Source organism: Shewanella mangrovi (assembly GCF_000753795.1).
GTDB lineage: Bacteria > Pseudomonadota > Gammaproteobacteria > Enterobacterales > Shewanellaceae > Shewanella > Shewanella mangrovi.
In genome coordinates, this window is record NZ_JPEO01000014.1 from 25,367 (window position 1) to 38,577 (window position 13,211).

Annotated in this window: 19 protein-coding genes; 11 read left to right on the forward strand and 8 right to left on the reverse strand. The window is 45.8% G+C overall.

From position 1 onward, the window contains the following. The first annotated feature begins 131 nt into the window (after positions 1-131). On the forward strand, positions 132-1,142 hold the full coding sequence (locus tag HR45_RS14305) for a glutathione S-transferase family protein (RefSeq protein WP_037444210.1): 1,011 nt from the start codon (positions 132-134) through the stop codon (positions 1,140-1,142). A 3-nt stretch (positions 1,143-1,145) separates the two neighbouring features. Here the strand turns inward: HR45_RS14305 and HR45_RS14310 are convergent, their stop codons facing one another. The 5 genes from HR45_RS14310 to HR45_RS14325 form a co-directional block, all read right to left on the reverse strand. Then, entirely contained in the window at positions 1,146-1,379 is a 234-nt protein-coding gene (locus tag HR45_RS14310) for a DUF3389 family protein (protein WP_037444213.1), read from the reverse strand. A gap of 80 nt (positions 1,380-1,459) precedes the next feature. Next, on the reverse strand, positions 1,460-1,942 hold the full coding sequence (locus tag HR45_RS14315; RefSeq protein WP_037444216.1) for an FKBP-type peptidyl-prolyl cis-trans isomerase: 483 nt from the start codon (positions 1,940-1,942) through the stop codon (positions 1,460-1,462). A 72-nt stretch (positions 1,943-2,014) separates the two neighbouring features. Continuing rightward, positions 2,015-2,584: a WYL domain-containing protein gene (locus tag HR45_RS14320; RefSeq protein WP_347360077.1), complete on the reverse strand. Its 570-nt coding sequence runs from the start codon at positions 2,582-2,584 to the stop codon at positions 2,015-2,017. A 78-nt stretch (positions 2,585-2,662) separates the two neighbouring features. Then, positions 2,663-2,887 (reverse strand): BrxR family helix-turn-helix transcriptional regulator, encoded by a 225-nt coding sequence (locus tag HR45_RS19775; RefSeq protein ID WP_347360078.1) that lies wholly within the window; start codon positions 2,885-2,887, stop codon positions 2,663-2,665. A 75-nt stretch (positions 2,888-2,962) separates the two neighbouring features. Then, positions 2,963-4,207, reverse strand: coding sequence for a lytic murein transglycosylase (locus tag HR45_RS14325; protein WP_241461132.1), 1,245 nt, complete (start codon positions 4,205-4,207; stop codon positions 2,963-2,965). Positions 4,208-4,373: 166 nt separating this feature from the next. Between HR45_RS14325 and HR45_RS14330 the strand changes: the two genes are divergently transcribed. Both HR45_RS14330 and HR45_RS14335 read left to right on the forward strand, forming a co-directional pair. Further along, positions 4,374-4,733 carry a DUF2750 domain-containing protein gene (locus HR45_RS14330; protein ID WP_037444219.1) on the forward strand — a complete coding sequence of 120 codons (360 nt, stop codon included), beginning with the start codon at positions 4,374-4,376 and terminating at the stop codon, positions 4,731-4,733. Between the two features lie 14 nt (positions 4,734-4,747). Beyond that, positions 4,748-5,392 (forward strand): hypothetical protein, encoded by a 645-nt coding sequence (locus HR45_RS14335; RefSeq protein WP_037444223.1) that lies wholly within the window; start codon positions 4,748-4,750, stop codon positions 5,390-5,392. Here the strand turns inward: HR45_RS14335 and HR45_RS14340 are convergent. After that, positions 5,374-6,318, reverse strand: a complete 945-nt coding sequence (locus tag HR45_RS14340) for a chemotaxis protein CheV (RefSeq protein ID WP_037444225.1) — start codon at positions 6,316-6,318, stop codon at positions 5,374-5,376. The two genes, HR45_RS14335 and HR45_RS14340, sit on opposite strands and share 19 nt — an antisense overlap. A gap of 191 nt (positions 6,319-6,509) precedes the next feature. Here HR45_RS14340 and HR45_RS14345 point away from each other — a divergent pair, with 191 nt between their 5' ends. Next, positions 6,510-7,061, forward strand: coding sequence for a lipocalin family protein (locus HR45_RS14345; RefSeq protein WP_037444228.1), 552 nt, complete (start codon positions 6,510-6,512; stop codon positions 7,059-7,061). On the opposite strand, the gene HR45_RS14350 is transcribed toward HR45_RS14345, so the two are convergent. Then, positions 7,058-7,672: a class I SAM-dependent methyltransferase gene (locus HR45_RS14350; RefSeq protein WP_037444231.1), complete on the reverse strand. Its 615-nt coding sequence runs from the start codon at positions 7,670-7,672 to the stop codon at positions 7,058-7,060. The two genes, HR45_RS14345 and HR45_RS14350, sit on opposite strands and share 4 nt — an antisense overlap. A gap of 138 nt (positions 7,673-7,810) precedes the next feature. On the opposite strand from HR45_RS14350, the gene HR45_RS14355 reads away from it, so the two are divergent. The 5 genes from HR45_RS14355 to HR45_RS14370 all read left to right on the forward strand — a co-directional run bounded on the left by HR45_RS14355 (position 7,811) and on the right by HR45_RS14370 (position 10,700). Beyond that, positions 7,811-8,368, forward strand: a complete 558-nt coding sequence (locus tag HR45_RS14355; RefSeq protein ID WP_037444338.1) for an LON peptidase substrate-binding domain-containing protein — start codon at positions 7,811-7,813, stop codon at positions 8,366-8,368. A gap of 174 nt (positions 8,369-8,542) precedes the next feature. Beyond that, complete coding sequence (locus HR45_RS14360) at positions 8,543-9,130, forward strand: sigma-70 family RNA polymerase sigma factor (protein ID WP_241461138.1); 588 nt, start codon at positions 8,543-8,545, stop codon at positions 9,128-9,130. Next, entirely contained in the window at positions 9,120-9,788 is a 669-nt protein-coding gene (locus tag HR45_RS14365; RefSeq protein ID WP_241461133.1) for a ChrR family anti-sigma-E factor, read from the forward strand. The genes HR45_RS14360 and HR45_RS14365 overlap by 11 nt, the downstream gene beginning before the upstream one ends. A gap of 240 nt (positions 9,789-10,028) precedes the next feature. After that, complete coding sequence (locus HR45_RS19545; protein ID WP_156104081.1) at positions 10,029-10,202, forward strand: hypothetical protein; 174 nt, start codon at positions 10,029-10,031, stop codon at positions 10,200-10,202. A gap of 225 nt (positions 10,203-10,427) precedes the next feature. Continuing rightward, on the forward strand, positions 10,428-10,700 hold the full coding sequence (locus tag HR45_RS14370) for a hypothetical protein (RefSeq protein WP_037444343.1): 273 nt from the start codon (positions 10,428-10,430) through the stop codon (positions 10,698-10,700). Between the two features lie 5 nt (positions 10,701-10,705). Here HR45_RS14370 and HR45_RS14375 read toward each other — a convergent pair whose 3' ends face one another. Continuing rightward, entirely contained in the window at positions 10,706-11,614 is a 909-nt protein-coding gene (locus HR45_RS14375; protein ID WP_037444237.1) for a pyridoxal-phosphate dependent enzyme, read from the reverse strand. A 206-nt stretch (positions 11,615-11,820) separates the two neighbouring features. On the opposite strand from HR45_RS14375, the gene HR45_RS14380 reads away from it, so the two are divergent. Together HR45_RS14380 and HR45_RS14385 are read left to right on the forward strand one after the other, a co-directional pair. Then, the gene (locus tag HR45_RS14380) at positions 11,821-12,237 is read left to right on the forward strand and encodes a YccF domain-containing protein (RefSeq protein WP_037444240.1); all 417 of its coding nucleotides are present in this window, start codon (positions 11,821-11,823) and stop codon (positions 12,235-12,237) included. A 394-nt stretch (positions 12,238-12,631) separates the two neighbouring features. Beyond that, positions 12,632-12,967, forward strand: a complete 336-nt coding sequence (locus HR45_RS14385) for a hypothetical protein (RefSeq protein ID WP_037444243.1) — start codon at positions 12,632-12,634, stop codon at positions 12,965-12,967. Positions 12,968-13,211 lie beyond the last annotated feature (244 nt).

Here is a 13,211-nt window from a genome sequence, read left to right on the forward strand (position 1 = left end):
ACCACACAGTTCTGTGTGATACTCAAACCTAATAGTTCTAAATAATCGAACTCAACAGCTCAATTTAGCGGCTTTTTGTTTGCTTAATTCGTTTATACACTATCCCCATTAGTAGATTGAAAGGTGGCGTTATGGGATTACTACAAGCAGGCAAATGGGTGGATAAGTGGTACGACACAGCTAAAACCGATGGCAAGTTTGTCAGAGAAAACGCCCAATTCAGAAACTGGGTTACCGCAGATGGCAGCGCTGGCGCAACTGGCAATGCGGGTTTTAAAGCGGAAGCCGACCGCTATCATCTCTATGTGTCGCTCGCCTGCCCTTGGGCGCATCGCACCTTGATTTTTCGTGAGTTAAAAGGCTTACAACACTTAATTCCGGTCACTGTGGTCGAGCCGCATATGCTGCAAAATGGTTGGGAGTTTGCAGGTGCAGGACAATCCGCCAATGCGCATCACATTGCAGGCGCTGATGCAGATCCTCTGTTCCAAAAAGATTTTCTGTACCAGCTTTATCTTGAAGCCGACCATAATTACAGTGGCCGTGTAACGGTGCCTGTGCTTTGGGACAAACAACAGCAGACAATCGTCAGTAATGAGTCTGCCGATATTATTCGTATGTTTAATTCGGCCTTTAATGACTTAACTGGTAATACTGTCGATTATTATCCGGCGCACTTACAGGCTGAAATTGAACGGTGGAACACCTTGATATATCCCAATATCAATAATGGCGTTTACCGGGCCGGATTTGCCACGCAGCAAGCCGCTTATGAGCAAGCATTTGACGACGTATTTGCCACGCTGGACACGCTTGAACAGCACCTCAGTAACCAGCGTTACTTAGCCAAAGAGCAAATTACCGAAGCAGACTGGCGTCTATTTACCACCTTGATCCGTTTTGATGCGGTATATTTTGGCCACTTTAAAACCAACTTACGCCGTATTAGCGATTACCCTGCTATATCTGCATATGTGCGCGAGCTGTATCAGCAGCCGGGGATTGCAGGCACAGTGAATATTGAGCACATCAAGCAACACTACTATTACAGCCACGATAGTATAAACCCGACGCGTGTAGTACCTAAGGGGCCAGCATTAGCTTTTGATGCGCCACATCAGCGTGAACGAGTAAGCAAATAGCGATTAACGCGCCTCTGCAGCAATTCCGTAAAAATCGGCAATTTGCTGCAGTTGTTCTGCGTTATCTAACGGCAGTTGCCAACTCACGGCTCCTACATTGGCCACCAGCAAATTAACAGATGCGATCAAGCGTAAGTCGTCGAGCAATACACTTAATATTGCACCGGATGGCATCAGCCTCACTTGCAACTCTTGCGGCGATAAAATCAATTTGGCGTGGTTTAAGGTCAACAACATAATCGCTCTCTATCAACACATTAAGCATCAGTCACAAAAAAGCCCGTGACTACGGGCTTTTTGGATATTACACATCACACTTAGTGATGATGACCACCATCACCGTGCGCATGACCATGCGACAGTTCTTCTTCGGTCGCGTCACGTACACCAGCAACCGTCAAATCAAAAGTCAGTTCACGACCCGCCAGTGGATGATTGGTATCCACCGTCACCATAAACTTGCCTACTTTTACCACGGTAACTTGGCGTTGACCTTGATCAGTGTTGATCACTGCTACCATACCGGGCTTCCATACTTTGGCGCCCTGCAGGTGTTTTACCGATACACGCTGCTCAGAATCAGCCAAACGCTCACCGTAGGTTTCAGTCGCTGGCAAAGTCACGCTAAAACTATCGCCTTCAGCTTTGCCTTCAAGCGCCTTTTCAATACCGACCATCATATTATTATGGCCATGCAGATAGGCAATTGGCGTTTGGCCTTCATTGCTTTCCAGCACTTCGCCTTGCTCATCACGCAAGGTGTAATTCAATTGCACAATTTTATCTTTTGCGATTGTCATGATGCGTCCTTAAAACCGCTTTTATCAAAGTGGCGGCAGCTTAACAAAAGCGCCAGCATGCCGCCAATATAATTAGCTATTGCCACCGGGAACGATAGAAAGATGCTCCAAGACATCTAGGACTTCGGTATTTTTCAATGCTAACTGGCACACTCCTGAGCTAATTTTATGTTCTTTTGAACAATCAACGCTCCAACTCCGCAACAGATATGCCGCCAAGGCAGCATTAGATTGCAACGACAACTGCCCGTCACTCATGCCGTAATCCAACGCTATTGCTTCAGGGTGAGATAAACTCGGATGTGGGATCAATATTAAAGTCACAGGCGTCAGCCACGCTTTGTCCGCCGCAGGTTGCTCGTAAGCGGCAACGACTAACTGTTCCTTACGTACTTGTTTAATACGCGTCACCACAAAATCGGTGAACAGCCCATGAGTGCGATCGTAAGCACGTACATGCCATCGCTGGCCATTGTTAATCAAACTATGCGGCACAATCTCACGCACGTTTTCACCAGATGAGGTGGAGACATAGCTAATCTGTAAAGCTGCACCTTGCTGTATAGCGCGCATTAACGCAGCGATAATATCTGGTTTAGGGTGGATCAGTTGTTGCGCGTCGATACAGACTTGGCTGGGCACCAATGGCTGCGACAGGCCATCACCAAAGCCGCGCGCTAAACCACTTAATACCGCTTGAGGGTCATGCTCAAACAGCGCTTAAAACTGAAGCTGACGTTGATAGTGTCGAGTGGGATGCACCAGCTTCAAATTATCAGGCGCCAATTCGCGATAAAGGCTCAGATCGCGCGTTGACGCAGCGAGACCGGTCGCGAACTTAGTAATCAAATCCTGACGACTTATTTGGCCAAAATATTGCAGACAAAAATCGATAAAAGCGAGACGCTGCTTCTGCGCGTGATTAAGTTCATCCAGACGAGACATTAACGGGCTTTCCTAAGGTGTTAACAATAACGCAACCTTAACCAAAAGCCCGTTCTCTAGCAATCATTTTGATTATCAAGAACCCGAAATACCTAATGCATTAAACGTAGCATCATCAGGAAATCCGTCTGGAATTAATCCCTTACTCGCCTGAAATGCACGTAAACTCTTGCGGGAATTACTCCCCAAAATACCATCAGGCTTACCCGCATCAAAACCTAATTCATTGAGCTTCTGTTGCAATACTTTAATTTGCTCTCGACTACGACGTTGCTGCTGCGGTGGCGCCTTTGCGAGCTTACCAGCACCAATAATGCGATCGGCCAGATGACCAACGCTAATGGCATAGAAGTCTGAACGATTCCAGCGTTTGATCACCTCAAAATTATCGTAACCGATAAAAGCGGGTCCCTGATGTCCGGCGGGCAAAATTAAAGTTGCGCGCATATCAGCCACGGGCAATCTATGACCATTGGCCTCTTTCAAACCAAGATGTTGCCATTCTACCAGCGGCTTGCTTTGCCCAATCTGGGTGTAATCGAAACCATCAGGCAGCAGGACTTCCCTCCCCCAACGTTGACTTCGTTGCCAACCGAGATGCTGCAGAAAGTTGGCGGCTGATGCGAGCGCATCTTCAGTACTGCTCCATAGATCCGCTTTACCGTCGCCATCGGCATCGACCGCATAACTGGCGTAAGCACTGGGCATAAATTGCGTATGCCCCATTGCTCCAGCCCAAGAGCCTTGCATTTTTTCTGCGGGGAACTGGTATTTCTGGCTCAGCTGCAACGCTGTAATGAGCTCTTTGGTGAAAAACTTGCTGCGGCGATGATCGCAGGCCAGTGTCGCCAGCGAATCCAGCACCGGCATCTTGCCTTTATAGCCGCCGAAGTTGGTTTCCATCCCCCAAAATGCCAACAGATACTGCGCCGGAATACCATATTGCTTCGTCAGACTGTTAAGAAATTGTCGATGTTCTTCCAACAACTGACGCCCTTTATTGACCCGCCAATCGGTAACGCGCTGATCAAAATATCCGGCAAAGGTTGAGGTAAACTCCGGCTGACGCCGGTCGAGTTCAATTACACGCTTAACCACTTTGAGATTAGCGAGATGGGTTTTAATGGTGTCATCACTGACACCCTGCGATTTTGCTTGCTCGGCAAAAGACTGCAAACATTGTGGAAACTCATCCTGCACACGCTGAATTTCCTGAGCTACATCCACTGGTTGCGCCGCAAACGTAGGGGCCGCTATGACGGCGAGCACCCAAGAGATCTTCTTTAACACCGACAGCCTCCTGTCATCGTTCAGTGTCATACTGGCGTCCATCCTATCATTGAGCTAAGAATTTTTAAGCGCAATTTCGATTTTCACCAAACAAACAGTGTTTTTTTGAGCAGATGGAGATTCTCGCCAACTATTGCTTGGTCGCCAGCCTGCTTAACGTATAATGGCCGCAACTAGCTATTAAGGAAGCCAAACCATGAGTGAACTGTCCGCTGTGCTGAGCAGCTTTTTGAAAAACATCGAAGAAACTCAAACGCTGTGGGCGTTGCAGGATGAATCAGGTGAAGGTTGGGTTGTTTGTGACTCCACCATGTATGAAGACACAGATGTAATGCCGCTGTGGTCAACAGAAGAAATGGCGGCTAAGCAGTGCAATGATGAATGGCAGGACTTCACCCCGACGCCAATCAGCGTAGAAGAGTTTCTCGAATACTGGGTAGAAGATCTCAATGAAGATGGCGTCACTATTGGTATCGATTGGCAAGGTGATGAAAACTGTGAAGAGTTAGAGCCTGTCGAATTCGCTAAAACGCTCGCTGAAATCGAAGCCGAGTAAATTATCGCGCTGTTATGTCCGGTGTGCTGATTGATATTCCTTTTGAATTTCGCCACATCTGCTGGTTTTGTGGCGAACCCTGCAATCAGCTGCTGGACTATCCCCTCGCAGGCGCAAACGCCCGCACAATTGCTATTCCAAGCTGTAAAGAGTGTCGCCAACTCGCCAACAAACAACTGCTTACGTCATATGCTGAATGCCGGGTGGCGGTCAAAGACGCATTAATGAAACGCTATGCTAAACATCTGGCTATTGGACTAAATTGGACCGAAGAAGAGTTGGCTGAAGCAGACTTCACCTGCCGTACGCTGCAAAGCTTTCAACAGAGCGCATGGTTTATGTTCGAAGTCGCGAGAGACAGAATCAATTTTAACGGGTGGCAAGTTAGCGTTGATGGCGTATCGCTTGACGAAGCAATTAACGACACCCGATTTGAATTCGATGGCGTACAGTACAGTTCGGTGTTTTCCGCTATCGAACAATATTGTCGCCATTTAGCGTTAGACCGCGATTTTCTCAGCGGCGTTGTTGCGGTAGTGGGTAAACATAGGTTTGGTCATGCAGTGCGCCTTGCCAGAATCCATATTGTGTCATCTGACAAGGTTAAACGTGCTGTTATTCAAGAATTAATCGACGACGTTCAGGCTTTCACGAGTTGACGCAAGCGCTCTTGTACGGCTTCCACCAGCAAGTCAGGTTGAAACTTAGAAATAAACTTATCGCAGCCCACCTTCTCCACCATCGCATTATTAAAACTGCCGCTTAATGAGGTATTCAAGGTGATGAATAAGTCTGCCATACGTTTGTCATTACGGATCTCGTAGGTCAAACGGTAGCCGTCCATCGATGGCATTTCGGCATCGGTGATCAGCATCAGAATTTCATCACTCACAACCTTGCCACTATCAGCCCACGCTTTTAGCATCGCCAGCGCTTCGGCACCGTCGGACGTTTCAATCACCTCAATCCCAAGTTGCCCTAAGGTGTCACGCACTTGACGGCGCGCTGTGGGTGAATCATCGGCAATCAGGACTTTACGCCCGGGCATGTGTTGCACTAACTGCTGGTCGAGGATCTCGTCTGATAACTGGATGTTGTACTCAATAATCTCCGCCAGCACTTTTTCCACATCAATAATCGACACTAAGGTCGTTTTGCCCTGATCTTCCATGCGCGTGATAGCCGTCAAATAATGATTGCGACCCGCATTTTTCGGTGGCGGCAAAATGTCTTGCCAGGTCATGTTGACGATGTGCTCGACCTTACCGACCAGAAAGCCCTGCACTGACCGGTTATATTCGGTGATGATCAAATTGCTGTCTGGGGTAATGTCCATCGGACTAAAGCCGATAGCACTGCGAAGATTAATCACTGGAATCGAGGTGCCGCGAATATTGGCCACACCACAAATACAAGGGTGGCGTCCTGGCATCGCAGAAAGATGCGGCACTTTTACCACCTCTTTTACCTTAAACACATTGATGGCATAAAGTTGAGTCGAATTAATCCGGAATAGAAGCAGTTCTAAGCGGTTTTCACCTACCAGTTGGGTACGTAAATCAACTGATTCCAATAAATTTGCCATAAATGTCCAAACCTTTGTTACTACAGAACTAGTTAACTAGTCATAATTATAGTGCGTAAGCTAAACGCACATATTGAGCGAATGCAAATTTATTACTAACTATTCGAATTTATTACGATTGATCGCTTTTAAACGCTAGTTCGTATTCGAGCACGCCCAATCAAGGAAATTTGAATATAAAGGATGCCATAATGAAGACCTTATCGCTCGCGCTTGCACTGTTATTACTCTGTATGTCGGGGTGTACCAGTTTAGATAAGAAGATCGCCGTCGTTGAGCCGTTTGTCGCTCAACAATATCTAGGCAAGTGGTATGAAATTGGCAGACTGGATCATTCCTTTGAACGAGGACTGACCCATGTGACGGCCGAATATCGTCAGCAAGCGGATAGCATAAAGGTGATTAACCGCGGTTTTAATCCTAAGACACTAGCGTGGCAAAGCGCCGATGGCGTGGCCTATTTTACCGATGGCCACGATGTCGGGCGCCTACGCGTCAGTTTCTTTTGGCCGTTTTACGGTGCTTATCAAATCCATCAACTCATCCCCGCAAAACCTGCGAATGGAGCGCCCTATCAAGTAAGTCTGGTTTTGGGGCCCAATGTTGATTACATGTGGATTCTGGCCAGAACCCCACAAATCACCGCCGAGACCAAGCAGGCATTAGTCGAGCAAGCCGCAGCGCTTGGAGTCAACACAAACGACATCATCTGGGTAGATCAGTCATCGCCAATGGCACCTTAATCAAGCGTTATTTGGGCGGGTTTTATCGCCAATGTCAGTCCCGCTAACGCGGGCAAATGATGGGATTTTCGAATGTCAAAACCCGCCAACTTCAAACATTGATGTAATTCAATATGATTGAAGCGGTTGGTTTGCGGATGCTCAAACAACCGCTTACTCAACGGATTACAAATCGCAGCGCGATATAGCTCTTCAATCACAAAAGCGCCGCCGGGTTTCAGCACTCGAAAAACCTCGCTGACTGCGGCTTGCCAATCTGGTACATGATGAAACACCGCGAAATCGCACACGAGGTCAAATTGTTGATCATCAAAGGGTAATCGAGTGGCATCGGCTTGCAACAATGTCAGCCAGTCGGCACCTGCATGACGTTCTGCACTGTAAGCAAGCATCTCTTCATCAAGATCAACTGCCACGACCTTCGCCGCGCCAAAACCGTTACGCAACAGCTGGATCCCCTGTCCATAGCCGCAACCTATCTCCAATGCTTGTTCGAAAGCAGGAAGATTGTTGTCAAACAGCCTTAATAGTAATGGCTGCTCTATTTTGCTTTGCACCCAATGTCGCATTGGATGTTTCACCACCATGCGTTCAAAACGATTCAGCTTCATCCTCACTCCTAAATCCGGTAACTCTTTCCTAAAAACTATCTTACTTGCATGACCCCCATGTGTCATAACACTAATGGAATTGATCTGAACCACAGCCCAACACGTAATCAGATGCATCATCGCCAACTAAATACGTCTATGAAACTATCTTCAATTCCATTATTCCCACTTCCCGTGTGTTTGATGCCTGAGGGACAAACAGAACTGCGCATTTTTGAGCCCAGATACCAACGCTTGGTGCGAGAAGCCAGCGTTAATCAATATGGGTTTGGCTTATGTTTGTACCAAGCAGAAACCCAGTCAATGCCGGGAGCAGGCTGTTTGGCTGACATAGTGGATTTTGAGCAACTCGAAGATGGTTTGCTTGGGATTGTCATTCGCGGCCGCCAACGCTTCACTTTGAACAGATTTATAATTGAAGATGATGGTCTGAAACGCGGTGATATTAGCCTATTAAATAACTGGCATGCTGAATCCGTCAGCCCAGATGAACAGCATATTACGCAGCAGTTACAAACACTACATCAGCAACACTCACTATATGAGCATTATGCAGTAGAACGTTATCAAGATATCGCTTGGGTGTGTCAGCGTTGGCTAGAGATTTTACCGATCGATATTGCGGCCAAACATCAATTAATGCTGCAAGAGGATCACCAGATGTTGTTATCACTTCTCAAACAACTTATTGATTGATCCATTTTCCTGAACCAGTCGTATTCTTCGCAAAGCATACTCAACAGTTAGCACGGGGCTGTTTTTTGGGTTGCTGTTGAATACTCAATATACCTTGTAATGGCTAAGGATTATTCGCGTTTAGCGTAATAAAAGGACTAAGATAAGCGAATGAATGTTCACATTAACAACGCCATGAACCAGCGTAACTTGGATGAGATACAACAAAAACATCAATGGCTTAATACGCTGTTGCTGCAAGTTGCTGCGGAGCGGGATAAAGACGCGTTTCAGCAAATTTTTCATCACGTTGCGGCTAAGATTATCGCATTTGGACATCAACGTTTAGGCTCCCAAGGTCTTGCAAAAGATTTACTGCAGGAAACTATGACCTCGGTTTGGACCAAGGCGCATCTGTTTGATGCCGATAAAGGCAATGCCATCACCTGGATTTTTACCATTATGCGCAACCAGTGTTTTGATATGTTGCGTAAAGTCCAACACAACCGCGAAGACTGTTTGGGCGATAGTATCTGGCCATTGGTGGACTCATCGCCTGAAGAGTCGGAAACCATCGTGAGCAGTGAACAACAGCGCTTCCTGCTCGATCATTTAGCCCTACTGCCTTCAAAACAACGCCAAGTCGTCCAAGGCATTTATCTGCGCGAACTCACCCATCAGCAATTGGCTGAAGAACTCAATGTGCCAGTAGGTACCGTAAAATCAAGATTGCGGCTTGCATTAGAAAAGCTTCGCAGCCGTATGGAGCAATATGATGATTAGCCATCACCCTCGCCCACAACTTCTCGAACAACATGCCGCCGGCACCTTACCAGCTGGATTAGCAGTCGCAGTGGCAACCCATTGTCAGATGTGCGCAGAGTGCCGCGCGTTGTTGCAGCAAGCAGAGGCAGCATGTGCGAGTCAACATCTCAGTGAGTTTAGCACTACAGGCCATAACGCTAGCGAAGCAGATGCACCTAACTTTGAAGATATTTGTGCTCAGATTACCAGTTTGCCAGCAACTGCGTCCGAACCGATGAGACCGCATTTTATTTGTGTAAAAGGTCAGTCTTACCCGCTGCCAATCGCATTACAACAGCTTGATTGTGCTGCTTGGACATCTGTCGGCAATATCAGTCGCATGCGCTATGACTTAGAAGACACCGCCGGGCGCGCCAGTCTGCTGCATATTGCCGCAGGTGGCAGTGTGCCGCAACATACTCATAAAGGTCGAGAGCTCACTTTGTTACTCGACGGCAGTTTTACCGATGAAAGCGGTAAATATGTGAAAGGCGATTTTATTGAGCGTGATGGGTCAAATGAACACTCACCCTACAGCGAGCACGGCTGTTTGTGCTTCACGTTGGTGGATGCTCCACTCCATTTCACCAAAGGATTAGGAAAGTTGCTCAACCCATTCGGTCAATTACTGTATTAATCAAATTACAGTGATAGCAGCTTAATATCGCTGTCATAAAGCTGTGTTTACCTATGACGCGATATACGAGGTTTTGCGTACAGCTTTTACACAGCTTACTCACAAATATGCTTGATTAGTTGAGTTGTCTATGTTAGGTTCTGACTCACCTAAATTTCTTTAGCATGAAAAACTAAGGATATCTTATAGTTAAAACAAGTGCGTCGCATAGACGCTAGAACAATAGAAGGAGTGTGGCTTATGTCATACAAAGTTAACGGACATGAAATTACAGTGAACTTTCCTGTAGACTCAATCTCAATAAACAAAAACTCAATTGCCTTCACCGATAAGAAAGGCAAAAAATTACAAACATTTTCTCAACGCACTGATGCCCTGAATTTTATGAAGTGGCTAGTAAGTGCAAGCAAGTAAAGCTAGTCAATTCGGTACATCCCATTAACCTCTCACAAATTCGTACCGAAATTCCCTACTGCAAGTTAAGCAAATTGTTGTGACAACCTTGCAACCTAGTTTGGTTCAGGCAGACTTCCCGTTAGGGACTCGCCTGGCCAAATAGGCAACCCCAACGTTTCACTTGTTTAATAACTGCATTAGTATTGCGTGAACACGTCAGCTTATACGCATCAACCATTACTCGTGACAAAACCAAACACTACACAGGCGATGCACTATTTAATTGCCGAAATAGAGCAACAAATTCCGCTGAATATTAGTGACGCCAATATGTGTGGTGGCAAATGCCAAGGCTGCCCGAAAAAGATGTTGGAGATGCTCGACAGTGAGTTGAGTTATTGGAAATATGCTGACCAGTCCATTGTACCGTCGCTGGCAGATCTCAATCGACTGGCAAAACTCGCCAAGCGCACTCACAGAGTGTTCAGCAAAAATGGCCTAATACCATCCGGTTAACACCATTAGAAGCACTGCGGATATTTTCGTTGGTAGCGCGGTAATATGCTCTGATTTCCCAATACGCCCCCCTGATGCAGATACATCATTGGCATCGTGATTTGTTCTGCGACTTGTAACAACATCATCCACCCTAGCGGGTCATAGAGTAGTTCAAACGTAATACCAGTATGATTGAGCTGCTGCCACAGCGTTAAAAACTCCAGATAGCATTTCCCAAAATGGTACTTCTTGGGAGGCGCTACAATCATGGGATGAAGAGAAGTATCGGCACATAACTGCGTAAACTGCTGCTGCAGATATTCGGCGTCGCCTACAACGGGGCAAGTATAAACGTGGATATTCAACCGATGTTGAGTGAAATATTTTGCTAAAAATAACGCAGTCGTCCCTGTACCGGCAGGCAAAAACAGGGCGAGTTCATCAATCAGGTGTTGTTTACACCAAACTGCAATTTCCTCTGCTAACTTACTTACGCCATATTCCGCTTCAGCGACGCGGCCACCTTCAGCAATCAATAAACAGTGTTCATCGTGAGCAGCCAAACTACGTAAATAGCTTTCAATCTGCACACCGCCGCGGACAGGCGCCACAATAACATTCGCGCCCATAGCGCAAGCAGCGGCATAGTTACCTGAAGGGCTTTGCATTAACATTTGCGGCAAATGATCCACATAGAAATCAAGCTGCCATCCCTTCAATTGACACAAAGCCGCTAAAGAGTAGAGCGAATTTGCTTGGGCAGAACCATAACCCAACACCTTTTCTACTCCATCAAACGCATGTTCAAGGAAATAAAGAAACTTACGCGCTTTATTACCCGAGAACTGTGGATGTAGCAGATCGTCACGCTTTATAAATATGGTGTGCTTGCCCAGCGTTATCTGTTCTACAGGTGAGTTTGCTAATTGCATATTATCGCCGTGAGGTTAATCAATTAACAATTTTACCCAGCGCAAGTTACTGGAACCAATACAAATTAGTCAAAATCGCTAAAACGGATTAATCATTCATCACACCCATAGCAACATAAAAAATAACATATTGATTTTTATCAATTAAATTATTGGCATGGATATCGCTTTAATTAAGCTAGTCAACAACATTTTGAGGAATAAACATGTCATTGCTAAGGCTTATCTTCAACATCGCTTGGTTCTTACTTGGTGGATTTGTGATGGGACTCGCTTGGTGGCTAGCCGGGCTTATTTGCTTCATCAGTATCATTGGCATTCCATTTGGTCGAGCCTGCTTTGTTATTGGAGAGCTGGCCTTTTGGCCCTTTGGTCAAGATCACGTCAATCGAGATCAATTTTATGGTCGGGAAGATATCGGCACAGGTGCACTTGGCATGTTGGGTAATATTGTGTGGTTTTTGCTGTTTGGCATTTGGTTGGCAATCGGTCACCTTGTGCACGCCTTGGGTTGCTTCATTAGCATCATCGGCATCCCGTTTGGCATCCAGCACATCAAACTAGCACTGCTAACGTTGACCCCAATTGGCAAAACCATCGTTAACCGCGAAGCCCGTATTTAACCCCATCCATGAGTTCAGATGATCTCACTTGCCCATGCTAAGCGCTTTTCATAAAGCGCTTAGCTTATATTTAAGCTTCAGTGCTCACCTTGATCTACTTCCTAAGCCACCAGCTTCATTTGAAAGTAAATTTCACACTATCAAGCGTGATCTAGCCTACCAATCACGATCATCCAGAGACTTGAGTCACATTAGCCCTTGCTAAAGCTCAATTTTTAATCACTAATTTTTCATGAACTTACATAAAAACCACTAGAAAAAGGTCTAATATGACAACTGGTCATACCACATAAGAAAAAATCGAGACTAAAATGTAATTAACTTTCAGAAACGACCTAAAAAATACAGGTCGCGAACAGAATTCAAAATTAAAACATTATAGAGGGAAGAAACCATGAAAAAATTAACTGTAGCAGCTTTAGCTCTCATAGCCACCATGAGTTCAGCAAGCACTATCGCTGATTCACTGCAAAGCGGTGTTGAATCTCTGCAACTGCCTATGACGCTGGATACTGGCGTATTAACCCGCGCTCAGTATACGCCAAAAGGTGTTGAATACTACATCACCACCGAAGTTAAAGAGAAAGAGCTGACAGAAAACACTACTGCAAGTGCATGTGCTAACCTGGCTCCAGAAGCACTGGCTAAAGGTGTTACATACAACTACTTCAACCAAGCCGGCTACCTGGTTGCTAAAGTAAACATTGCAAGTGACACTTGTGGTCAATAAGCAAAAGTTTTCCTAAAAAGGCTCCGTTACGGAGCCTTTTTTGTTTTCATTATCATCAAGATAGCAAATAACCCTCGGTTATCATGTCGTTCTCTTATCACTAGAAATATCCCCTCATTCATCACACCTCATTTTGTAATATAATTACACAATTAACTTTCATCACACCCTGCCATTGTTATTTTATTGTTGTAAAGCTCAGGGGTTATTAACATCTAAACCGAATTATTGGTGATCCGGCGTA